The following is a 22964-nucleotide window of genomic DNA, read 5'->3' on the forward strand; positions in this document are numbered from 1 at the left end:
TACCAAGGGCGTTGACGCTCCGGGTGTTTTTGTTATCGAGGCCCCGATGGGTGAAGGCAAAACGGAGGCAGCAATGTATCTGGCGGATGCGCTGAATGCCAAGCTAGGCACACGCGGCATCTATTTCGCATTGCCAACTATGACAACGAGCGATCAGATGTTTGGCCGCGTGGCGGAGTTTCTGCGAGGGCGTTTCAGCGACACCGACGATTTCGTCAACCTGATGCTGCAGCACGGCCACGCGTCGCTTTCGGATGAATTCGCTGATAATGTCAAGAACTTTCGCAATGTTCAGGAAAACCTGAAAAACCTTTACCCCGACGGCGAATCTCAGCTGGACATTGCGAATGTCGCCGCAGCCGAATGGTTCACTTACAGAAAACGTGGACTGCTGGCTCCGTTCGGCGTCGGCACGATCGATCAAATTTTGTTTGCAGCTTTGCAGACGAAACACGTGTTTGTGCGGCTGTTTGGCCTCTCGCATAGAACAATAATCATCGACGAGGTTCATGCCTATGATGCGTATATGACTACGCTGCTTGAGCGTCTGCTCGAGTGGCTTGCGGCCCTCGGTTCCCCCGTCATCATACTGAGCGCAACGCTGCCCAAAGACCGGCGAAGTGCTTTGATAAAGGCATACCTGAAAGGCTGCGGGCAACTCGGAAAGAATGAGATACCGACCGCAACCGGAGATACTGATGAATATCCGCGAATTTCGTATGCATTGGCCACCGATACGGAAAAATCGTTCGTCGTCCGCCAGCTAGAGACGTCACCCGAAAATGCCCGCACATTGCAGATCGAATGGAAGGACGACGGATCATTTGTCGAAGAACTAAAAACAAAACTCGCAAACGGTGGCTGCGCGGCCATCATTTGCAACACAGTGGGTCGCGCGCAGGAAATTTACGATCAGCTAAAGGCTGACAGTTTCTTCTCGGACAATGCGAGCGATGGAAAGCCAAAGCTCGACTTGCTGCACGCACGCTATCGTTTCATCGACAGGCAGGAACGCGAAAAACGTGCATTGCTGCGATTCGGCAAGGCCGGCTCGAAGGTTCCTTTTACCGAGAACGGCAAAAAAGTCGAGCACGAGGTTGCGCGGCCGGATATAGCGGTGCTTGTTTCGACACAGATCATCGAACAATCGCTCGATCTTGATTTCGATCTAATGATCAGCGAGATTGCTCCCGTCGATCTGTTATTGCAGCGTTCGGGCCGGCTGCAACGCCACAACCGCGAATCTGAGAACGTAGCCAAAGATCTGAAACGCCCGCCTGCTTTCCGTGATCCCGCGACCGGAGGCAAATCGCCGACGCTTTGGATTTTGAAACCACCGCTCGATGAGAACGGCGATCTGAAGATCATCGCCGAAGGTAAACAGAAGGGCATGCCCGATTTCGGCACGAGCGGCCTGATCTACGACAAACACATCCTGCTGCGAACTTGGCTGATGCTGCGAGAGCGCAATTTGATCAACATCCCGGCAGACGTCGAAAACCTGATCGAAGCTGTATATGGACAAAACGATCTATCGAACGATGTCTCTGACGTCGAGATTGAGCTTCTGACCGCAACAAGGCAGCAGTTTGATGCGGAGTTGACGACCGACCAAGATCAGGCTCGGAACCGCTATATCAATCACCCGCGCTATAGCGGTGAACTCGCCGACCTGCTGCAACAAGCGCGCGAAGAGGAAGCGCCTGAACTTCATCCGCACAGTCAGGCAATGACGAGGCTTGTCGAACCTTCGGTGCAGGTCGTCTGCCTGTGGAAACGCGACGGGGTTATTTTTCTGGACAAAGATTTTCAAAAAATGCTTGATCTCCAGTCAGAACAGAGGCCGCCGCGAGATAGTGAAAAACGGTTGGTGCTGAATTCGGTCGGCATCTCGACGAAGGCGGTTGTTTTTGATTTTTTCAAGGAGGAATCGCCGAAGGGGTGGCAGCGTTCGCCGCTGCTGAGGCGGCACCGTGTTCTGTTGTTTGGGCCGGACGGAAAATGCGAAAAGTTCGGCCGCACATTCGAACTGCACCCTGAAAAAGGGCTGCTAATTTACAAAGAGGAGGAAAACTGAATGCCACAATTCGACCTAAGAAAAGAACCGTGGATACCTTGCGCAACCGCACACGGTATCTATGAAAAGTCGCTCGTCGATGTGCTGACAGAAGCGCACACGATCCGCGAGCTTATCGGCGATTCGCCGCCGGTAACCATCGCACTTCATCGCCTGCTGCTCGCAATATTGCACCGCATCTATCGCGGTCCACAGGACACCGATGAATGGGGAACGCTGTATTCTGGCGGTTTATTCGATGCGGACAAAATCAAAGAATACTTCAACGAATTCGCTGACCGGTTCGACCTGTTTCATGAAACCTATCCTTTCTATCAGACAACATCCGTCCGCGACAAAGTGAAAGATGGTGCGGTTATCAAGCTGTATTTCCATAGCAGCAACAACGCAACGCTTTTTGACCACACCTCGGTTTTCAGCCCTAAGGTGTTGACGCCGGCTGAAGCAGCCCGGCTTCTGGTGATGATCCAGGCATTCGATACCGGCGGCCAGATCACTGGCGACAACGGAGCGGATTCGGCAAAATCGGCACCATTGATCCAATCTGCGGTCGCACTGATCCGCGGCGAAAGTCTGTTTGAGACACTGATGTTCAATCTGCATCGCTACTGCGGTGAAGATGCAGCTCCCTTCGAATTTGATGAGAACAAAGACCAGCCTGCATGGGAACGCGATACGCCGACCATTCGCGGCAGCCGTTTGCCCGATGGCCCGATCGATCTCCTAACGTGGCAATCTCGGCGTGTGCTGCTTGAGCCGGAACAGGATGAGAATGGCAACCTCATCGTCCGCCGATCCGCCGCCCTCGCAGGTTATTCCTTTCCTGACGGCATGGAAATTCATACCAAGGAAACGATGCAGGCCTTTGCAAAAAGTAAGGACGGCAGAATTTTCTGCACAAATGGCCGATGTTAGCTATGACGTAATTATTTCAACGCTTCCACCCCTGATTGAAGGACTGAGGCGCGATCCAGTGGCGGCGGTTCGCAGCAATTGTGCCTGGTCGATTGGTCAACTCTGCCGGGAACTGCCTTCTAATGTGGTCTACGCCAAAGCTATTGATGCCTTGATCGAAGCGTTTGCCGAAGATCCGGAAATGGGCGTGCGAGAAGATGCTAAAACAGCAGTCCTGAAGGTGGGTGATACCCGAGGACTGCAAGTAATCGAGGAGCTAGAACTAGAAGGGTGGCAATAGGAGACGCGAGCGCTTTACCCCATCAAAATCACCCGATCAATCACATGAATTACACCGTTGTCGGCCTCAATATCGGCTGCCACTACCGTCGCGTTTTTCACCTCGAAGCCATCTTTGCAGCTGATAGGAATAGGCGACCCCTCAATCGAAGTGACCGTACCTAGCTTAGCCAAATCCTCCTTCCTCAACTTGCCTGCTACCACATGAAAAGTGAGGATGCGAGTCAACTGAGGAATGTTCTGCACCAGGGTGGTAACGGTACCTGGAGGTAGCTTGGCAAATGCCTCATCATTGGGAGCAAAAACAGTGAACGGGCCTGGACTTTTTAGGGTTTCTACCAACCCAGCTGCTTGAACAGCCGTTACTAAGGTTGTGAAGGATCCTGCACCTACTGCAATATCTACAATATCAGCCATAGATTTCAGTCAATACTCTACCGATACTCTACCTAAACTGCAAAAAAAGCGCTGCATAGAGAAAAATTGCGCTGGTGCAAGCCGTTGTTACTACCGACTGATGCAGGAATTGGGAATTTAGGTGCTACCTGAACCCAACACAATTTCTCTAAATTCTATGCAACGCTTACTGGAAGGGAACTCATGTAGTTGCCATTAACCATATCATATCCCCGAATAATATAGATGAAAATCTCTAGTTCTGATATCTGTGATAGACTTGATTCTATTAATTAAACATCCCGGCTGAGAATCCCCGGCTGGAAAACGGGTAGGACTGGCAGGGCTAGATATACAGAACTGCGGGTTAACCCGACAACTTTGTTCAATACGCTTAATAAAATATAGACTTCCCTTATTTTGTTCAACTGATTGTTGCGATCACCTCATTGCATTTCCTTGCCTGAAATAACCTTGTTCAGGGCCAGTTCCTGAATACCTGATCTGGCTTCACCGTTTTTTGTTAAATCCCCTATCCATTGAATAAATAAAGGAGAATAGGCCGTTGATTCACGCGACCTTGCACCAGCTAAAAGTTTTCGAGGCAACTGCCCGTCACGGTAGCTTCACTAGAGCTGCCGAAGAATTGTTTTTGACCCAGCCAACGGTGTCGATGCAGGTAAAGCAGTTGACAAAAGCCATCGGCCTGTCTCTGTTTGAGCAAGTCGGTAAACGGCTCTATCTGACCGATGCCGGACGCGAGCTATATTCAACCTGTCAAGAAATTTTCCAGCGGTTAGACCAGCTTGAAATGACCGTTGCCGATCTCAAAGGGATGAAGCAAGGCAAACTGCGGCTAGCGGTGATTACAACCACAAAATACTTCATGCCGCGTTTGCTGGGGCCGTTTTGCCAGCGCTATCCTGGAATTGACGTATCCCTCACCGTCACGAACCACGAGCGGGTGATTGACCGCCTGAATAACAACCAGGATGACCTGTATGTGATGAGCCAGTTGCCGGACAACATGGACATCAAGTCTCGCCCATTCTTGGAAAATCCTCTGGTTGTTGTGGCCCCACTTGATCATCCTTTAGCTGGAGAAAAACAAATTTCCCTGAAACGGCTGGCTGAAGAGTCCTTCATTATGCGTGAACCTGGTTCGGGTACCCGTGGTGCCTTTCAAAAACTTTTGGATGCACAAAAGCTGAGTGTGAAGGTACGATTAGAATTGGGTAGCAATGAGGCCATTAAGCAGGCCGTGGCAGGCGGATTGGGTTTATCGGTGTTATCTCGTCATACGCTGATGCCAGAAGCCGCCAACAGTGATCTGACCATTCTAGATGTGGAAGGCTTTCCCATTTCCCGGCAGTGGTATGTGGTGCATCTAGCTGGCAAACAACTTTCTGTCGTTGCCAATACGTTCTTGGAATATCTCTGCGACGCGGCAGAAAAGCTCTCTGGTGGGTTTGCTGGCGTTTCCGACTGGGCTAAATATCGGGAATTGAAAGATGAGCTGCCATCGCTAGAATTGCCAGAGGAGCAGCAAAAAGACGTTGTGATGCAAGGATGATAGGTTCATGAGCCAACCGCAGGTGAGTGTGATCATTCCCACCTACAATTGCGCGCGTTACCTGCCAGAAGCGATTGATAGCGTTTTGGCTCAGACCTATCAAGATTTTGAAATTATCGTCATTGATGATGGTTCAACCGATGATACGGCTGGGGTTTTGCAGTCTTATGGAGACCGAGTGCGAGCCGTACAGCAGCAAAATCAAGGCGTGGCGTTAGCCCGTAATCATGGCATTCGTCTGGCTCAAGGCGAGTGGGTTGCCTTTTTAGATGCGGATGATGTGCTGTTACCGCACAAGCTAGAGGCTCAGCTCGAGTTAGCCCACGCTAACCCAGAGTTGGGCATGATTCATAGCGGCTGGCAGCGAGTTGATAGTCAAGGTCGGCTGCTGATGGTTGTAGAACCGTGGCATCAGGTACCTGAATTAACGCTAGAGAGTTGGCTCAGATGGAAGCCTGTGTTGCCAAGCGCCATGCTGTTTCGCCGCTACTGGCTGGAGCAAGCCGGTGGATTTGATCCACGTTTTCCTCCGGCTGAAGATACAGAATTGGTGCTGCGGCTAGCCTTACTGGGTTGTCAGGCGACGTGGTTACCCCAAGTCACAGTGAACTACCGGCAGCATGAATCCAGCGCCATGCATAAGGGCCTACCGCAAGCCAAATCCCTCGCTGCCGTCATTGACCATTTTTTCGCCCAACCCAACCTGCCGGAGCATATTCGCTGGTTAGAGAATCAAACGCGCTACAACACCCTGGTGTGGATTGCCTGGTATTTGCACTACACCGATCACCCCACTGAAATGGTGGAACACCAGCTCGGGAACGCTGTGGCAGTTCATTGCACCAGCGGCAGACGCCGGACCGGAACGGTGCTGGCTGCCTACCTGATCCAATCTGGCTACTCCTATGAGGATGCGATGCAGACCATCCTGCTGGTTAACCCAAATGTAGAACTGCGCGAGGCTCAAACTGAGTTTTTGCAAGACTTGGCGGAAAGAAGCTAAATCTATGACGAACTTTGATCACCCACCCAGAATCTTGTTTTTGTATGGTTCCTTGCGGGAACGCTCCTACAGTCGCTTGTTAGCGGAAGAGGCCGCTCGCATCATTGCGGAATTTGGCGCAGAGGTCAAGTTCTTTGATCCGCGTGAACTTCCGATTTATGGTAGCGTGCCCGATACCCATCCCAAAGTACAAGAGCTGCGGGCCTTGAGTCAGTGGTCGGAGGGACAAGTGTGGGCCAGTCCCGAAATGCATGGCAACATCACCGGGATTATGAAAAACCAGATTGACTGGATTCCGCTGAGTATTGGAGCTGTACGACCGACACAGGGAAGAACGCTGGCCGTTATGCAGGTGAGTGGAGGATCACAATCGTTCAATGCAGTGAATACCTTGCGCATATTGGGTCGCTGGATGCGAATGGTCACGATTCCAAATCAGTCTTCGGTTGCTAAAGCTTATCAAGAATTTAACGAAGATGGAACGATGAAACCATCGAGCTATCGAGATCGGGTAGTTGATGTGATGGAAGAACTCTACAAATTTACCTTACTGTTGCGCGACAAGGTAGATTATTTAACCGATCGCTACAGTGAACGCAAGGAGAAAGGACTTGAAGAAAGTATGAGCGAGATTGGCAAAGCGATCAATGGTGTTCATCTAGAAAGAATGTAATCTAGGGTGTGCTCGTATCTTGGAACGCTTCCAGTTAGGAGAGTTTTAATCTCTTTGACAATCGCTGCTTTAGCCTTCTGACTGAAACTGGGTCAATAACCAGGCTCCTACCTGAGATTGATCGGTTGCTCGACTGCGACGCAGTGCTTCTTCTATAAGGGCAATCGTTAACCCTGGTAGAACTTGCGATTCTTGAATTCGCCGACTGCCCTGATCGGCAATGGCATAGGCAAGAACCTGAGCATTCTGCACATCCAAGACCCAATATTCATCCACGCCCAGCTCTTCATACAGTGCTCGTTTCGTACCAACATCGTCCAGCAATGAAGTCTTGGCAACCTCAATCACTAGATTTGGAGCAGGATATCGATCCAAATCGACAATTCCTGTACTCGATGGGATGGCTTGAGCGCGCTCACGAAGGTAATAGGACACATCCGGCTGACAGTCTTGCACGCCTGTTTTACGCAATGTTGTGGTATCTAGTCCCGTTGCTGGAATTCCCTTAAGTGTAGTGAACAGATTCACTACAAAAATAATGATCACATGATCCTTGCCATGCTCAAAACTGACTGGTAACATCTCGATCCGCATGTGTCCTTTGTAGTAATCCCCCTTGGCCTGCTCATAAATGGGATCTGCAATGAGGCGAATGTACCCGTCCCAGGAGGCAACAGTCCAGGTATCGGTGAATGGTCTGGTTTGTAAATTACTCATTTCACACTACCGCTTCACATCATTTGATTTCATTGTATCCAGGTTGATAGATAGGGGTATTAACCCGAGACCAACTCATCTACCCTATCAACAAGTTCCACATCAAGCGTATGCCTTAAAACACCGTTCCATCACTCACGATGCGAATTGGTGGCTCACCATTGGGTCTCAGGGAAGCAGCGATGCGGCGCCCTGCCGCCCAAGTGCCACCTTCCAACACTTTGGCTAAGGGTAATTCTGCCGCAGTTAGGTTTTGCCTTTGGCGGATGGTTGCGGCAATCTGGTCAAGCAGCACAACGGTTAGCGCCCGCCATTCTACGATTACCTCTGAGCTGGGGGCATGGGGTTCACTGAGGACAATAGCCTGTTTAGGTTGCAGTAGACCGAGATCAAGGCAGAGACCACCGTTGCGGTATTCAGCTAAGCCGGTGAGCTGATCCAGATCGGTAATTTCCAACCCTAGATCCTGCAAAGGTTCTAGCAGCGAGTAAGTGAGCCACTGGGACAGCTTGTGAAACGGTACGAGTTGCGAACCCAAGTCCGGATTTGGTGAACCAGAATTTGGCAAACCAGAGTGCCGCCAAACATCACCCAGGTTCACTCCTGCAAGCGTGGTTCGTCCCGGCCAAATCTCGCTGAAGCCCAACAGCACCGCCTCGAATACGGTATGAGCCGGAAGCTTGCCCTGTGGCGCTTGGAGCAGCAAGTAGTCCACCAAGCCACCCGGACGCCCAAGTTCACCAAACAATTCTGGAGAGCGAGCCAGAACACGACCGAGCTGCTGCATTAACTGCAAGCGGCCCTCCAAGCCCACTAAGGAATTTGCTGCTGTGACCTGAAAGCCGTTTGCCAAGGTTTCTAAGGTCAACTGCTGCAGTCCCACCGCATCGCCTCGAAGCTGGTCTGGCTGGCTAGCAAAACCGACGTCCAAAAACAGATGATAGCTGGCAACCGCTAATCCTTCCGAACGCTGAAAGGTTTGTCCAGTTTCGGTTTCTCTATAGGTCCAGGTAGCACCTGCACCCGCATCTAGCAGCACACTCATCACCGCCAGATCGAATTTAACTCTAGCCTGCTCCAGGGATGGTAGGTGAGCCAGCTTCTGATCCAGTTGGGCCAATCGATCCACCCCCCCCGCCTGAAAATGCCGCCAGCGGCTATGGAACGGCACCTGCCAATCTGGATAATTGGTTTGAATCTCTTGCGTCACATAATCCGCCACCGATCCCAGCCGCTCTAGATCACAGCGAAAATAAGCCAACCGATCCTGCAAACAGAGTTCAAACAACTGGCCGCACCGCTCCCGAATCGCCTCAGTAGAGCGCAGATAACGAACTGCCGCCTGCTCCAGCGTCAGGTTCGATATCCCAGAATCAAAATGACCCATACCTATCCTGCTAATACTAGTGCTCAGTTTTGAGGTTTGAGGTTTATAGCTAGCTTCCGCGTAGCAGTGTTTTGGTGGCGTAGCCTGTACGACATCCCTTTTCGATTCAGGGTGCCGCCGGAGATAAACGTAATAACTCTTCGTTCGCTTGATCAATGATGATGGAAGCTTTGGTCTGATCAGGAATGTCCATAAATGACTGGCCGTTTACAAATAATTCTTGCAGGATGCCTATTACTGATTGGCCTTCTTACTTATAGCTATTTCGTTGAACCCAACCGGCTAGTGATCAATAAGCAAGAAATAAGCTTAAAGCGGCTTGACCCGGCTTTTGAGGGTCTCCGGATCGCTGCAATTTCAGATATTCACGGTGGTTCGAACGGTGCTTCTGATCGCAACCTTGAGCGGCTCGTTGAGTCTGTAAATTCGCTTGAGCCTGACATCATTGTGTTGTTGGGCGATTACATCTCACACTTTCGTCAGGGTGAACGGCCGCCAATGGAGATAGAAGCGGTAGCAAATTATCTAGCGCCGCTTAAAGCCAAATATGGCGTTTTTGCTGTGTTAGGCAATCACGATGGCGTTTATGGGAATGATCGAATTGCAAATGCTCTTACCTCAAAGGGTATTAGAGTTTTGCAGAATGAGATCGCATCTGTTGACCACAATGGACGAACCCTTAGACTGCTAGGTCTAAATGATCATATGCAGTTCATCGAATGGCGTTTTTATGATGAACAGATCCGCCGTGTACTCGCGGCTGACGGAAGGGAAGGAGATATCATCGTTCTACAGCACAGCCCTGATGTATTCCGTTTGGTAAAACACTTTGATCTGCCGGGCAAGGACCACAGGCTAATGATCGCTGGGCATTCTCACGGCGGACAGGTGTGGTTCCCAATAATCGGTTCGCCGCTTGTGCCTTCATCATACGGACAACGGTATCGCATGGGGCATATACGTGAAGAGGGAAAAGATCTTTTTGTTACGACAGGCATTGGAACAAGCGTATTGCCGTTTCGGTTCCTTGTTCCGCCGGAGATCGCATTACTAAAACTAGTTCGCGAAGAATGACCGTTATGAGCTTCTGAATAAGGATACGAGTCCCACCAGACCGCGTCCTCTACCGCAATACGGAACGGATACGTTTGAATTTCCCGTCATTTTTTGAGGGGCGTATTTCTAAGATTCTGCAGATCAACTCATAAACATCGACCGATTCAAACGGTTCTGAAATAAAATTCCGCTTAAAGCGCGGCCCATGACCGACAAATGTTGCCCGCATCGACACTAAATCATTATCGTAGCCGTGAGCGCCACGGACAGCATCTAAACGACCTTCACGTTCGGCACGCTCAAAACGTTGCCGCGTTGTTATGACCGTCCCCTCAGTCGGTATCACGACAAGCGGCGCAATGCGTTTATTCTTGCCAAATTTGAATCTGCGCGGAAATTCATGTCTTCGGTATATGAATGCATTTTTCGGCAACTTCGCTTTAATGGCTCTATAGATAACGTCTTCTCTTCCCGGTTTGGGAAATATTTGGGTGAATTCTCCTACCCAGAAAATGCGTTCTGCGTCATTTGTGTCGAACATTTCATCCAGTACTATAGCGTCGCGCATCCTGTAAGGAGCCATTCCGTGGTCTGATGTAATGATGATGTTGACCTTATCGGCAATTCCTCGAAGAGAAAGTCCATCCATCAACCTTTTTATCATCTGATCGATCGCAATAACGGCTGCTTTAGTTTCCGGCGAATCAGGACCGAAGCCATGGCCCGCATCATCTACATCCGAAAAATATATAGTAAGTATGGTCGGACGTTCAGCTTGTGGCAGGTCAAGCCAACTGAGCAGAGTATCAACACGTTCTGTATTAGATACATTTCCATCGTACTGTTTCCAGTATTTCGGCTGCATTCCTCCGATAGCGGTTTCTGTACCGGGCCAGAAGAATGATGCGGCGATCTGCCCCTGTTTCTGAACGGTATTCCAAATTGGTTCGCCGCCCCACCAAAGTGGGTCCTGAACAGCATTGCGATCCGAGAGTCCGAACACCGCGTTTCGCTCGACGTCGAACATATTGTTTTCGACCATTCCGTGGTTATCTGGGTATAGGCCGGTTGCGATTGTGTAGTGCGCTGGAAATGTCTTTGTCGGATAAGGAGGCTTCATCCATTTTGCACGAACGCCATTCCTCGCCAATTCGTTCAGCGTAAATGGTTTGTGGATCTCAAAGTAATCGGCTCGGAATCCGTCGATAGAAATGAGCAGGACCGTAGGCTTGAGATCATCGATCTCCCGTTGAGCACTAACTGCCAAGCTAAGGACCAAGAGAATTGAAAAGAGAGCGATATTAATTGTTACCGAATTTTGGCTATATCGTTTGTATTGCTGATTCATAATTAGTTCCTCAATGAAACTCTCATTCCTCGATGGCCTTCGCATGTGTTTCTTCATTTCTCAATGGCTGCATCATACGTTGCAGTTCATAGAGAGCGGTCGTCTGATCGATCCATTTTTCGTGATCTTCTTGACGGATCACTACCGCCTGCCGCTGTTTCGAATTATGGATCTCACGGAAGATATCATTTGGATGTGTAGTTAAAATTGCCGCACAACGACGACGTTCGCCGTTTATTTCACATTCGCGAGCAATACCCGCAAATGCAAACAAAGGCTCGTCAAACCATATTTCAAACTTCTTCTTAGACTTATCAGGTTGTTGCTGCCATTCATAGAGACTGGAAGCTGGTATGAGAACGCGGTCGTTCTGGAATGAGCCCCGAAACATCCCAACTTTTCGGACGTTCTCAGCCTTGGCGTTTATAGCGCTTACTATCTTTCCGTCCCACGTCCTGTCACGGATCGTCCAGTGAACGGTTTCAGCCTTGCGATACTTATTGAAGACGAGAATATCAGTGCCCGGAAAGATCTCTCCTCTGTCAAAAGGACTGTTAAGATCAAAATATTCGTCATCATCCAGCCACGGAAATGCCCGTTGTAGCTCTGTACGGTTAGTGGCCAATTTATAACGCCCACACATAGGAGTTTTGCTCTTTCAGACCGAATATACCGTCTCTGATCACGTAATATGCTAATATCGGAACAATCTGATTATATCTTCCCGCTGCCGATGAGAACAAAGTTTTATCCTAACACTAGAGATTTTCATAAGGTGCAATCGTGATTAGAACAAAAATAGTTGAGTTGTCTACGATAGAGGCAGCAGCGTACCGCCAGAAGCTCCGGGATGGAAAATCAGGGATTGTCATTTTGCGCTATGACACATCCCAACCCGGACTAGCCTCAGTCAATAGACGGACAGGCACCCCCGAACCGTCGGCGAATACCAATCTGGAGATATTTCCGATCGAAGCCTTTCAAGAGGCGATCGAATTGACCTCTGGTATGCCCTATTCTCGACGGGGAGCCGTGAAACTCAGTGGGAATCAGGCAGCAGTTGATACGGAAGAAGAGACGCCAGAAGAACTGGCTACCGTGAGTAGTGCCGAGTACGAAGCGGTCGTAAAAGCCTACACAAACAAAAAGGGTGAACTGTCCTACGAACTCTTGAATAAAGATTTTATTCAGTTCGCGAAGTCGAGCAAGATTGTTGCCGATATGGTTGCCAGTCGAGCCTCAATGGACGAGATCCGAGACTATGTGGTTAGAATCAAGCTGGGGTTGCTGACGGACAACAGAGAACTCACGCCGGCTCAGGCTAGAGGGATAGTCGAAATGCTGGATGAGGTGAGTCCGCGCTATGTTTTTCGAGAACTCAATGACGAAATCATCAGAATGCTGAGTCGATAACAATAAACCTGCCCAATAGGTAGTGTAGTGGGGCATGAGAAATCCCTGCCCCGCTCCGACCGGCTGTCTCTGCTACCGCGTAATTTGGCTTAGCAGAGTAGACGGTAAAACCCAGAAAAATATTAAACACGCAGAACTAGATAAAACTTGAATCAAAGCTTGCAACAACCAAAAAATCGATTCGCTGCATTAACTGAGAAGATTCCTGTGAATTTTCTCGTCTTCCATGCTCACAACAAAATTCTTCGCCGGATCTTCGATTCACCGAATGTCTTTTTTATGTCAGCCGTTCCTTTCTGAGCAGAAGACAAGCAAAACATACTGAGTAGATTTTGCTCTCTAAACTTAGGTCCTATCTAATTTCAGATGCCAAACCAGATGCCGAGCAGAACTATAGTTCCAGAATACAATACAATGATGTAATACAGCTAATCACAATAAATATTTTTAATAAAAATCGCTGATATATTTTATATGTGCTTGGAAACAAATATAAAGTTGTGATATCGTTCTTGTGATTCAAAGCCTTTGGAAAACCTGGGTGGCAACTTGAGCAGCTTGGCAGGTGCTGAAGCTCAACTCATTGGTAAATTGATTGACAAAATCTCCAAGGTTCTGCTTTCCTTATAGGCTGGAAAGTGTCAGTATAGGTTAATGAGATACATATAGATATTGGTTTTACGCTGTATGACCTAATTGCATCGACGATCTTTAATCAAACGAAAATCTAAATAACCTAAATATAAGTAAGTTGTATCAGCCTATCTTTTTGTCATGAGTATCATCAACTTGGCGACTTTGCCCACCATCAAGCAAGAGGAATCAAGTTCAAAAATTGTCCTTGAGACGAGAGAAAGCATTGGACCTATTCAAATCGATTGCCTTAATCAAGTAAACCCAACCTCTAAAAAATATTGGAGTAGATTGGATTACCTATTTTTGAAGCCGTTTGGGTTATACGCAAGCAGCATTCTATCAATCGCGATTGTCCTTTCAGGGTTGCCTGCACGGGCAGAAGAACACTCTCCTATTCTGCATGCTTCTCACCCCCCCACTTCTGAGTTTGATTCCCTACTCAATTCAGAGCCTCCACCGGATTCTTTATCAGAGTTTTCAAGTCAGAACTTCAGGATTGCAACTATTGGTGAGGTTGCTTTTGAGAAGATTACCTTTCAAGCCGAGCCGGATCGCGCTGCCGTAGAAGGTTTTGCTATATCAGAAGCAGAAGGCCCTATTTACCTGGCGCACCCCCCGAAACAGGCTAACTATCAGCCTGTTGAACTCCTCACTGAATCTCCTGCGCCTGTTTCTATTGAACCCAGCTCTCCGCCCAATTCTGTTCAAGTTGATGAGCTTGAACCTCCTGGCTCTGCTGTTGAGTTAACCACTCATGAGACTACGAAGCAGTCCTTTCCTTCCGATCCTCTTGCTCAAGACGAACCGGCTACCCAACCTGTCGAAACTGAATCATTTGACCCTTCACCCAGCAATCGCTGGCAATTTTCAGTCGAACCTTATTTCTATCTTCCTTTTGACGTTAACGCAGATATAACCGTAGATGGCCGCAGTACATCTCTTGATTTAGGATTAGACGATATTTTAGACCTTGATCAAGTCTTTGATGCGGGCCTGCGGTTAGAAGCGCAGCACAACCGCTGGGGGTTCATTCTAGATGGTTTCTATGTTTATGGTGAGGATAGTAGAAGGTTAGGAGGGACATTTGCTGCTGGAAGTCTACTCCAGTTTGCTCGACAGGTTGCCCCTGGAAGAGTGGAACAGTTTGTCCAACAGTTTAACCCTGAAAGACTACAACAGTTTATCCAACGGTTTGATCCCGAACAAATCCAAGAAATTGTAGGGAGTGGACGCCAGATTGGATTGAATACCCCTGTCCGAGTATCTGCTAGTGGCGATGTGTCGGTTCGCCAGATCACCGTGGATGCCGCAGTATCCTATCGGGTAGTGGATACAGCCTTGGATAAGTCACCGGAAGAAATAGTTTATCCTCGTTTCCTATTTGCCCCCATCCTAGGCGTGCGAACCAACTTTTTGCGGCAAACCATTGAAGTAGACACTATCCGGATCGAAAACCTGCCGATTGCAGATGACGTACTGCCGCCCATCAACCGCACCTTTCGCTACTCTAAAACTCTGGTCTCACCTTTAGTTGGAGCAGAATTTGGGTTAGGACTGTCTGAGCGTTGGATGCTTGGATTGCGGAGCGATGTATCTGGATTCAACATCGGTGCCGATGAAAACTGGACCTGGAATCTGCTAGCTAGTGTGCAATACCGCCTCTCTCGTCTCGCATCCCTGCGGCTAGCCTATCACTTCAGCAGTTTTGACTTCGAGGATGGAGAAGGATTCGCACGCGCTAAATTAGGTATACGTCAAAATGATTGCGATTACGGCCCCCGGTGAGTCTCCTCGATCTGACTATCAGTTGGCTGCTGCCCAAACTGGACAAGCCGCTGAATCTGCTCTAACCAATGATGCCGAAGGTGATTTCGACTACGATGGAGACTCGGATGACCTAGAGGCAGAAATGGCAGTCAATGACGAATTGGATACCGCTGATATGGCCGAGACTGGGAACGGCTCTGGGTTTACGGCACCCACACTAGCGAATTCCGCACCCGGCGGCTTTAATCCTGCTGAAGTTGGAATCGACCCCAGCAGACGGCGGCGGCGGCGGCGGTCTTCAACCTCAGGTGGGTGATTCAGCCTGTGTTCTGAGATTTCTGAGACAAGGCAATGATAGGACAATGACAATGGGGAATCTGCCACGATGCAGCAGTTGAGTTTGTCGTTGAATGATTCGTCTGATTTATTCGGGCATCCGTGTTTTGAGAGCGAATTAGTTGCGGGTGTGGATGAAGTAGGACGAGGCGCGCTATTCGGTCCGGTGGTGGCTGCGGCGGTGATTTTGCCCAGAACGGCTTTGGCTCCACTCCAGCAGGCTGGTGTTACAGACAGTAAACAGCTCTCGCCACTTCAACGTCAAACTCTCGCTGCTCAGATTCAAGCCGTTGCCCTCGACTATAAAATTGGACTGGCATCAGTATGGGAAATCGATCGCATTAATATCCTGCAAGCTTCGTTACTAGCAATGCGACGCGCCGTTCGTCGCCTTCAGCCCCAGCCGCAGTTCTGTTTAATCGATGGGAACCAACGGATACCTAACTTAGAGATGGCGCAACAGACTATTGTTCAGGGCGATCGGCAGTCGCTTGTAATTGCGTCAGCTAGCATTATTGCCAAGGTTTGGCGCGACCAACTAGTCGTTCGTTTAGCAGCTCGCTATCCTGGCTATGATTTGGCCACAAACAAAGGGTATGGTACCCCTAAACATCGGCAAGCCCTTCAGCAGTTAGGAGTTTCCCGCCAACATCGCCGCTCCTTCAGCCCCTGCCGTTCGGATAGTTGAGGCTAATCAATACCTAGAGTCAAGTGCCTATAGCTTGAAACAACAAGCAGATTTTCAAAGACACTGATTGTCCTTTTGCTCAGCAACCCGCGAAGGCGGGTTTTGTCTTATGTAGGCGGTTTTCTAATATTAGGTGCTGCTTCTAACCGCCAGCCTTCGTTAGCGACCTAGAGGGCTGAACCATTAGGCGATAGCAAAGCCGATTGATCAATCCCAATTCCTAGCGTTTGAGGCGATGCTTCGCTTTGGGCAGCTACCCAGAGACAGTAATCTGACAAAAGTTGGTGAACCAACCGCTGTTTGATGGTTAACAAAACACTGCGCAACAATCCGTTGCCTGTTGTTTCTACCAAAGGCCGAGGTGTCAACGATAGAGGGGGAGGTAAATCAACTTCTACCTGGAGGTCAGCCCGCCCTTTTAGATAAGTTTTGGCTGCTTGTTGCACAGGAGACAATTGCCCCATTAGGTTCAAATGGAAGCGCCGATTGATATACTCAATCCCGCGAATTTCGCAGCCAATTGAACGCAGATGGATAGTTCCATCCGATTCTGACCAAATTCTTAGATCAACCGTAGGCTGCAAACTCAATGTCATAAAATGGAGCGGTCGCATTTTGAAGCGAAAGCAATCATCGCCCAATAGCTCAACTTGAGTTGGGTCAATCAAAGCATGGACTAGACGCTGCGGCTGACGCAGGTAATGCTGAATCGGAATCGGCTGTTCGGGGACGGCGATCTCAACCGATTGCACAGCGGAGAAGCGAACATTCATATCAGTTAATCAAGGATAATCAAGGAGCTTTGAGTAGCTGCTGTCAAAGTGTTTAAATAAATTTTACAATTTCTCCCAGAAAACAACCTTGACCTTAGAGAGTATAGTTCTCTAGGCGCTCACTTTCTGAGTAAAGTTCACTGATTGTTGCATTCTTTTACACTGCATCATTCCTTTACACTACTTAAAAGCTGTATCTGCGAGCAATTGGTCGCCAGCAGTTGCAGCCTCACTCCCCGCTACTCCCTACTGTTTTGAAATTTATAAGACCGACTCTATGGCTACATCAATCGCCCATCTCGGCCCGTCAGGAACTTATGCTGAAAGTGCAGCTCTGGCCTGTGCCCAGCTTTTTAGCGCTAAAACCGGCGAAGAGTATATTCTTTGCCCCTATCCCAGTATTATCCAAACCATTTACGCAGTTGCAAACCAGCAGACTCGTCTAGGTGTTGTTCCGGTTGAAAATTCGATTGAAGGCGGTGTGGGGGCTACCTTGGATACGCTATGGCAGCTCGATGCGCTCCAAATTCAGCAAGCTTTAGTCTTACCGATTTCTCACGCTTTGCTCTCTTGCGCTGGTAGCCTAGGTACAATTCAAACGGTCTATTCTCATCCACAGGCACTAGCTCAATGTCAGGGGTGGTTGACTAAGTATTTACCGACAGCCCAACTGATTCCAACCAATTCCACCACCGAAGCACTGCAATTTTTGAATCAGAGTTCTACGATTGCCGCTATTGCCCCTCAACGAGCGGCCCAGCTCTATGATCTGCCAGTTCTGGCCTATCCGATCAACGACCATCCAGATAATTGCACCCGCTTTTGGGTGTTAAGTCTGGACAGTTCCTCAATCGGTAGTCATACCTCATTAGCTTTTAGCATTCCAGCCAACGTGCCGGGTGCGCTTGTCAAAACGCTACAGGTATTTGCCAAACGCGATCTCAACCTCAGTCGGATTGAATCCCGTCCAACCAAACGATCGCTGGGCGATTATCTCTTTTTTGTAGACATTGAAGCCAGCTTGCAATCCGATGCAGTGCAATCAGCGTTGCTAGAACTACAGCATGAGACCGAAAGCCTGAAGGTGTTTGGCAGCTATACAATTCAAACCGTTGACCTATTGTCGTTGTTTGCGTCCAGCAGCAAGGCTGAAGCTAGAAAATCATAAGTCACATTTATGTAAAAGCATCCTTCAGCGCAGCACGAGCAGCTAGATGATTGCGAGTTGTAGTCAGAATCTCAGCTTCCCTTTCTCTACTGCTTCTGTTGGTGTTTCCGACGCTGTTAATTCTAGAACTAAGCCTGATTCCAGGATTTCGCTTGGGGCAGCCAGCCGGAGCCTATGGCCTGGGCAACTATCTGGAGATTTTTCAACCCGTCTATTTTCAGGTGGTGCTGCGGTCGCTGTTCTTTGCGGTTGGCTCCACGCTTCTCTGCCTGCTGCTGGGCTTCCCAGTTGCCTATTGGATTGCGATTAAAGCCCCTAGGCGCTGGCGCAACTTACTGCTGGTTAGCTTTATTCTGCCGCTGTGGACCTCTTCGCTACTGCGGGCCTATGCCTGGATCACGATTCTGCGACCGAGCGGCTTGCTCAACTCGCTGCTGGGAGTGTTTGGCTTACCCGGGCAGGATTGGCTGAATCGTAGTCCAGCCGTGTTTATTGGCATGGCCTACAGTTTTTTGCCCTACATGGTACTGATTCTCTATGCCTCGTTGGAGAGGCTGGATCGGCGATTGCTAGAGGCCGCGGCTGATTTGGGAGCTACTCCCCAGCAGTCGTTTTGGAAAATTACCGTACCCCAGACGCTACCTGGGATTGCCGCCGGAGGGTTACTGGTGTTTATTGCCAGCCTGGGCGATTTTGTGGTGCCCGAATTGCTGGGCGGTGCGTCTAGCATGACGGTTTCCCGCTTGATCTACAACCAGTTTTTAGGCGCGACTCGCAATTGGGGCTTTGGTTCTAGTCTCAGCATGATCTTGATTTTGGCTGTTAGTATCGCGATCGCACTATTGCTAAAGTATGGCGATCGCAGCTCGGCTCAATCTTAAACTCACAACCCTAGAATTTTCCCATTACCCAAGGAGCGTGATGTGACTTATCTGCCTTCTCCACCCCGCTCAAAGCGTTCCTTTTCCTGGCAGTTCGGAATCACCCTGCTGATGTACGGCTTTATGTATATCCCGATTTTAGTGCTGGCGTTTTACAGCTTTAATGCTTCGCGCTTTAGCTCTACTTGGGGTGGATTTAGCCTGCGCTGGTACAGCAGCCTGTTGAATGATTCTCGCATTCTCTCAGCCTTGGGCGATAGTTTGAAGGTGGCCGTTTGCGCCGTGGTGATTTCGGCAGTATTAGGCACGATGATGGCCGTTGGGCTTGCCAAGTATCGGTTTCCGGGCAAGGGACTGTACCGGGGTGTCTCCTACCTGCCGCTGATTATTCCCGACATTGCAATTGCGGTGGCGACGCTGGTGTTTTTGGTGTCGATTGGGGCCTCTTTGAGCCTCTGGACGATTATCGCCGCCCATATCGTCTTCTGCCTCGCCTACATTGCCGTTGTGGTCTCGACTCGGCTGACTGGGCTTAATCCCCATCTAGAAGAAGCTGCTCTTGATCTGGGAGCAACGCCATTTCAAGCCTTTCTGAAGGTGCTGTTGCCTGAACTGATGCCTGCGATCTTTTCCGGCTGTCTGCTCGCCTTTGTCCTTAGTATGGATGACCTGCTGATTGCTAGCTTCACTGCTGGTGGGGGAGCCAACACGCTGCCGATGGAAATCTTCAGCCGCGTCCGGACTGGTGTGAAGCCGGATATCAATGCCCTCAGCGTGATTTTGATTCTGTTTTCCGGTTTTTTGGCTTTCCTGTCGGAATACATCCGCTTTAAGAGCGAGCAGCGTCGGCTGAGACAGTAGCCCCATTCAGCAAGTTCATTTAACAAAGTTCATTTAACAAAAAAGGCACGATCAGCGAATGATCATGCCGGTGAATTTGGAGTTTTATGTCAGAAGCTTGGTGCTCAAACGTTAGCCAACCATATTGCCAAAGGTTTGCAACACGCCCGACTTAAACACCTCATAGATGATGTAGGCAAAAGCTGCACCGCCAATACCACCAATCAGGAAGCTGCCGGCAAATTCACTCCAGCCCTCGGAGTGCTCTAGGCTAGCTGGAGGATTGGGATTAGTCACCGTGCCGATCGGCTTCTTGGGATTTGAACCCGCATACAGCGACAAACAGACGGTGAGAATCACCACGAGAATCACCGCTTCAATTAACCCTACAACATCCGAGACGCCAGTATTGCGAAACTGACTGGTGTAGGCAAAGGGGCCAAACAGTAGATAGCCGTGGGCCATGCCAACTTCCAAGCCGCGCCGCTGTGGGGACAAGCCCTTACGGTAAGCCGGCAGATTGTTGATCAGTGCCTTTGTAAAATCAGACGAATTGATCGGGGTAGCGAGATTCCCTACTTGGGGATCGCCAGCAGCACTCACCACTTCCTTGTTAGCTTGTGCCTGTACGCCTGAAGGCAAGTTTTGCATCTTGATTTATCTCCTCTCCAAAAGCGATTTATCTATGATTGGATGAAATGGTTTGAAATGGGCTTAAATGCCGCTAGGATCTTCCCGCTCGATATAGATGAACAAAAACGCCATGACGACTGCGGGAAATACCCAGCCGATGATAGGAACAAAAATGGAAGGCAAAAAAGAAGCTGCCATTAGTTCGACTCTCCTGGTTGAAACAACGAACCTTAGAGCCAAATTTACTGTGAATTGGCACCAAATGCCTGACTGCTAAGAAATTTTAACAACTGTGATCTTTACTCAAGTTGATTAGCAATTAAATCTCCAGCCCGTCGAGGGAAAGCGGCGACAAATCTGGCGGCACGATCGGGCGCGTCAGGGTGACTTTGTCACTTTCTCGCTGGGTGGCGATCTCCACCGCAATCGCTTCGAACTGCACTTTGATGCAGCCGGGCGGCACGATTACCTCAGTCCGAGCCATCTGATTACCAAACCCGTCGGGTAGAAAATCAATAATCCAGCGCGGTGTGCCGATCAGTTCTCGCGTTTGCCGGTCTCGCAGCCAGAGCTTGACATACACCCTAGCCTCCAAACTGGGCAGCTTCACCGTAACAACAAAAGGCCGCCCGGCAATCATGTCTCCGGTAGGCAGCTGTAGACGGGGTGTTGGAATTGGTTCATCCTCAGGCAGCACCGGTCCCAATGGCGTTTCTGGTTCGGGAGTTGCATCCCCTGGGTAGGTTGGTCCTACTCGCTCATCCTCGACCACAATTTCCTGCGCCGTGTTGATTCTGCTGCTCTAGGAACTAGCAGAAATCTGCCTTGGTCGGAGCCGGTTCAAATTGACGACCCGTTTGAAGGCAGCTTTGTCGGTGTATTTGACCGTAACTACTTTTACGATCGTTTTCTCAACACCACCGCTCGTATTGAGGTCCAGAGCCTTTGGAGTCCGCAATCGGTACGGTTTTTGTTAGTCGCCCGTGATCAAGATTGCTTGAGTCGGCCTTTTCATTCTGGCTTCTCTTTTGATTTAGGTTGTTCCGAGTTTAATCGTGCTCGCCCTCTCACTAGTCTGTTCATTAAAATTAACGATCAGGTGTTTCAAGTTTCTGGGCAAAACAGCACCTTCCCAATCAGCGAGGAGTTGGCTGAGGCGTTACAAAATGCACCAGAGGGCAATATCAGTATTCGCCTGATTACAGAAAGTGGTGAAACGATTGACAGTGAAATTGGCCAAGGAACGGTCGAAGCCTGGAAAACTGTATACGCGCCTCAAGCTAGGGCAATGATTGAGTAAGATCACAGCACAGCGACTCAGGGAGATTTTGCTACTGCTTGCGTAAATTTAGCATCATGTAGTAAGCAGTATGCGCTGGGCAAGACTTCTCTGGAGGGTTTCCCATCTATATAATTGAAAAAACTTGCTGGAGGTACGAGCCATGCTTCCGGAGACCACCTTGAATCCTCAGACTGACGAGTCATTGGACTGGGAAGCCCCATCCCCTCCAACTGATTTGATTTTTGATGATGGAGAACCCTTGGAAAGTAATCGACATCGCATTGCCATGAATGTGCTGATCCGCTCAGCACAGCAAGCACTTTTATCCCGACCCGATAGTTTCGTAGGCGGCAATATGTTTGTCTACTACAGCCGCAACCAAGCTATGAACCGCGACTTTAGAGGCCCCGACTTTTTTGCTGTATTAGGGGTAGAAGCGAATCGAGAGCGACAAGGTTGGGTCGTTTGGGAAGAAGCCGGTCGCTATCCCGATGTGATTATCGAACTGCTTTCTCCTAGCACTGCTGCCGTTGACCGGGGAGTCAAAAAGGACCTCTACGAGCAAGTTTTCCGCACGCCCGACTATTTTGTCTTTGATCCCTTCGCTCCTACTTCCTTGGCAGGCTGGCGACTCGATTTAGCTAGAGGCTATCAACCCCTAGCCCCCAACCATCGTGGTTGGCTCTGGTGCGAAACTCTAGGTCTATGGCTGGGCACTTGGGAAGGGGCAATTGATCGGGAACCGGCATCTGGAAGTTGTCTATGGCTGCGGTTTTACACTCCTGAGGGGGAGCTAGTGCTACTCCCAGAGGAAGCTGCTCAGCAGCGGGCTGAACAGGAAAAACAGCGGGCTGAGCAAGAAAAGCAGCGGGCTGAGCAAGAAAAGCAGCGGGCTGAGCAAGAAAAGCAGCGGGCTGAGCGCTTAGCTACAAAGTTACAGGAACTAGGAGTTGACCCATCAACTCTGTAAATTCTTCTTGCAATCCTCAAGTAGAAAAGACGCTTACCCATAACGTCGAGAGCACTGGGTTGTAAGTGATCTTCAACTTTGGGCTGGATTAACATCACCCTGTAGGTGGTCAAAAATTCCTTTAGATTTTTGTATCCTTCTACTAAGGTAAAA

25 protein-coding genes are annotated in these 22964 nt (G+C 49.4%); 16 read left to right on the top strand and 9 right to left on the bottom strand.

Translation table 11 applies throughout. From position 1 onward, the window contains the following. Nucleotides 1-34 precede the first annotated feature (34 nt). From cas3 to JVX88_RS16455, 3 genes are read left to right on the top strand one after another with little or no spacing between them, the layout of a single operon-like run. The gene (cas3, locus tag JVX88_RS16450; protein ID WP_225931599.1) at nt 35-2077 is read left to right on the top strand and encodes a CRISPR-associated helicase Cas3'; all 2043 of its coding nucleotides are present in this window, start codon (nt 35-37) and stop codon (nt 2075-2077) included. Next, nucleotides 2078-2992 carry a type I-E CRISPR-associated protein Cse1/CasA gene (casA, locus tag JVX88_RS38525; RefSeq protein ID WP_225931434.1) on the top strand — a complete coding sequence of 305 codons (915 nt, stop codon included), beginning with the start codon at nt 2078-2080 and terminating at the stop codon, nt 2990-2992. It abuts the gene before it with no gap. Beyond that, nucleotides 2979-3272, top strand: a complete 294-nt coding sequence (locus tag JVX88_RS16455; protein ID WP_263975560.1) for a HEAT repeat domain-containing protein — start codon at nt 2979-2981, stop codon at nt 3270-3272. The genes casA and JVX88_RS16455 overlap by 14 nt, the downstream gene beginning before the upstream one ends. Nucleotides 3273-3286: 14 nt before the next feature. Here the strand turns inward: JVX88_RS16455 and JVX88_RS16460 are convergent, their stop codons facing one another. Beyond that, nucleotides 3287-3688, bottom strand: a complete 402-nt coding sequence (locus JVX88_RS16460; protein ID WP_211628354.1) for a fasciclin domain-containing protein — start codon at nt 3686-3688, stop codon at nt 3287-3289. A gap of 544 nt (nt 3689-4232) precedes the next feature. Between JVX88_RS16460 and JVX88_RS16465 the strand changes: the two genes are divergently transcribed. The 3 genes from JVX88_RS16465 to arsH are packed head-to-tail and all read left to right on the top strand — an operon-like array spanning nt 4233 to nt 6916. Next, nucleotides 4233-5240, top strand: coding sequence for a LysR family transcriptional regulator (locus tag JVX88_RS16465; RefSeq protein ID WP_211628355.1), 1008 nt, complete (start codon nt 4233-4235; stop codon nt 5238-5240). Nucleotides 5241-5247: 7 nt separating this feature from the next. Further along, the gene (locus tag JVX88_RS16470) at nt 5248-6243 is read left to right on the top strand and encodes a glycosyltransferase (protein ID WP_211628356.1); all 996 of its coding nucleotides are present in this window, start codon (nt 5248-5250) and stop codon (nt 6241-6243) included. Between the two features lie 4 nt (nt 6244-6247). Further along, entirely contained in the window at nt 6248-6916 is a 669-nt protein-coding gene (gene arsH, locus JVX88_RS16475) for an arsenical resistance protein ArsH (protein ID WP_211628357.1), read from the top strand. 69 nt (nt 6917-6985) lie between these two features. Here the strand turns inward: arsH and JVX88_RS16480 are convergent, their stop codons facing one another. Both JVX88_RS16480 and JVX88_RS16485 read right to left on the bottom strand, forming a co-directional pair. Beyond that, nucleotides 6986-7633: a Uma2 family endonuclease gene (locus JVX88_RS16480; RefSeq protein ID WP_211628358.1), complete on the bottom strand. Its 648-nt coding sequence runs from the start codon at nt 7631-7633 to the stop codon at nt 6986-6988. 115 nt (nt 7634-7748) lie between these two features. Further along, nucleotides 7749-9020 carry a URC4/urg3 family protein gene (locus JVX88_RS16485; RefSeq protein WP_211628359.1) on the bottom strand — a complete coding sequence of 424 codons (1272 nt, stop codon included), beginning with the start codon at nt 9018-9020 and terminating at the stop codon, nt 7749-7751. 195 nt (nt 9021-9215) lie between these two features. On the opposite strand from JVX88_RS16485, the gene JVX88_RS16490 reads away from it, so the two are divergent. Beyond that, nucleotides 9216-10094 (top strand): metallophosphoesterase, encoded by an 879-nt coding sequence (locus JVX88_RS16490; RefSeq protein WP_211628360.1) that lies wholly within the window; start codon nt 9216-9218, stop codon nt 10092-10094. A gap of 49 nt (nt 10095-10143) precedes the next feature. Here JVX88_RS16490 and JVX88_RS16495 read toward each other — a convergent pair whose 3' ends face one another. Then, complete coding sequence (locus JVX88_RS16495; RefSeq protein ID WP_211628361.1) at nt 10144-11424, bottom strand: ectonucleotide pyrophosphatase/phosphodiesterase; 1281 nt, start codon at nt 11422-11424, stop codon at nt 10144-10146. A 22-nt stretch (nt 11425-11446) separates the two neighbouring features. Next, on the bottom strand, nt 11447-12067 hold the full coding sequence (locus tag JVX88_RS16500; RefSeq protein ID WP_211628362.1) for an SOS response-associated peptidase: 621 nt from the start codon (nt 12065-12067) through the stop codon (nt 11447-11449). 140 nt (nt 12068-12207) lie between these two features. Here JVX88_RS16500 and JVX88_RS16505 point away from each other — a divergent pair, with 140 nt between their 5' ends. The 4 genes from JVX88_RS16505 to JVX88_RS16520 all read left to right on the top strand — a co-directional run bounded on the left by JVX88_RS16505 (nt 12208) and on the right by JVX88_RS16520 (nt 16264). After that, nucleotides 12208-12837, top strand: a complete 630-nt coding sequence (locus tag JVX88_RS16505; protein WP_211628363.1) for a hypothetical protein — start codon at nt 12208-12210, stop codon at nt 12835-12837. 924 nt (nt 12838-13761) lie between these two features. Further along, a complete protein-coding gene (locus tag JVX88_RS16510) occupies nt 13762-15258 on the top strand; it encodes a hypothetical protein (protein ID WP_211628364.1) in 1497 nt (498 codons plus the stop codon). Next, nucleotides 15233-15556, top strand: coding sequence for a hypothetical protein (locus JVX88_RS16515; RefSeq protein WP_211628365.1), 324 nt, complete (start codon nt 15233-15235; stop codon nt 15554-15556). The genes JVX88_RS16510 and JVX88_RS16515 overlap by 26 nt, the downstream gene beginning before the upstream one ends. A 69-nt stretch (nt 15557-15625) precedes the next feature. Further along, on the top strand, nt 15626-16264 hold the full coding sequence (locus JVX88_RS16520; protein WP_211628366.1) for a ribonuclease HII: 639 nt from the start codon (nt 15626-15628) through the stop codon (nt 16262-16264). A gap of 167 nt (nt 16265-16431) precedes the next feature. On the opposite strand, the gene JVX88_RS16525 is transcribed toward JVX88_RS16520, so the two are convergent. Beyond that, complete coding sequence (locus tag JVX88_RS16525) at nt 16432-17037, bottom strand: DUF1997 domain-containing protein (protein ID WP_211628367.1); 606 nt, start codon at nt 17035-17037, stop codon at nt 16432-16434. Nucleotides 17038-17314: 277 nt separating this feature from the next. Here JVX88_RS16525 and pheA point away from each other — a divergent pair, with 277 nt between their 5' ends. From pheA to JVX88_RS16540, 3 genes are all read left to right on the top strand, one after another. Then, nucleotides 17315-18205 (top strand): prephenate dehydratase, encoded by an 891-nt coding sequence (gene pheA / locus JVX88_RS16530; protein WP_211628368.1) that lies wholly within the window; start codon nt 17315-17317, stop codon nt 18203-18205. A gap of 101 nt (nt 18206-18306) precedes the next feature. Then, a complete protein-coding gene (locus JVX88_RS16535) occupies nt 18307-19086 on the top strand; it encodes an ABC transporter permease (RefSeq protein WP_317134648.1) in 780 nt (259 codons plus the stop codon). Nucleotides 19087-19128: 42 nt separating this feature from the next. Next, nucleotides 19129-19947: an ABC transporter permease gene (locus JVX88_RS16540; RefSeq protein WP_317134649.1), complete on the top strand. Its 819-nt coding sequence runs from the start codon at nt 19129-19131 to the stop codon at nt 19945-19947. A gap of 111 nt (nt 19948-20058) precedes the next feature. Here the strand turns inward: JVX88_RS16540 and JVX88_RS16545 are convergent, their stop codons facing one another. The 3 genes from JVX88_RS16545 to JVX88_RS16555 form a co-directional block, all read right to left on the bottom strand. Beyond that, nucleotides 20059-20577, bottom strand: coding sequence for a photosystem I reaction center subunit XI (locus JVX88_RS16545; protein WP_036003610.1), 519 nt, complete (start codon nt 20575-20577; stop codon nt 20059-20061). Between the two features lie 63 nt (nt 20578-20640). Then, nucleotides 20641-20757 (bottom strand): photosystem I reaction center subunit VIII, encoded by a 117-nt coding sequence (psaI, locus tag JVX88_RS16550; RefSeq protein WP_036003613.1) that lies wholly within the window; start codon nt 20755-20757, stop codon nt 20641-20643. Nucleotides 20758-20878: 121 nt separating this feature from the next. Then, nucleotides 20879-21331 carry a hypothetical protein gene (locus JVX88_RS16555; protein WP_211628370.1) on the bottom strand — a complete coding sequence of 151 codons (453 nt, stop codon included), beginning with the start codon at nt 21329-21331 and terminating at the stop codon, nt 20879-20881. Nucleotides 21332-21529: 198 nt separating this feature from the next. Between JVX88_RS16555 and JVX88_RS16560 the strand changes: the two genes are divergently transcribed. Together JVX88_RS16560 and JVX88_RS16565 are read left to right on the top strand one after the other, a co-directional pair. Continuing rightward, nucleotides 21530-21859, top strand: coding sequence for a hypothetical protein (locus JVX88_RS16560; RefSeq protein WP_211628371.1), 330 nt, complete (start codon nt 21530-21532; stop codon nt 21857-21859). Between the two features lie 142 nt (nt 21860-22001). Beyond that, nucleotides 22002-22811 carry a Uma2 family endonuclease gene (locus JVX88_RS16565; protein ID WP_211628372.1) on the top strand — a complete coding sequence of 270 codons (810 nt, stop codon included), beginning with the start codon at nt 22002-22004 and terminating at the stop codon, nt 22809-22811. Nucleotides 22812-22964 lie beyond the last annotated feature (153 nt).

This window comes from Leptolyngbya sp. 7M (assembly GCF_018128485.1).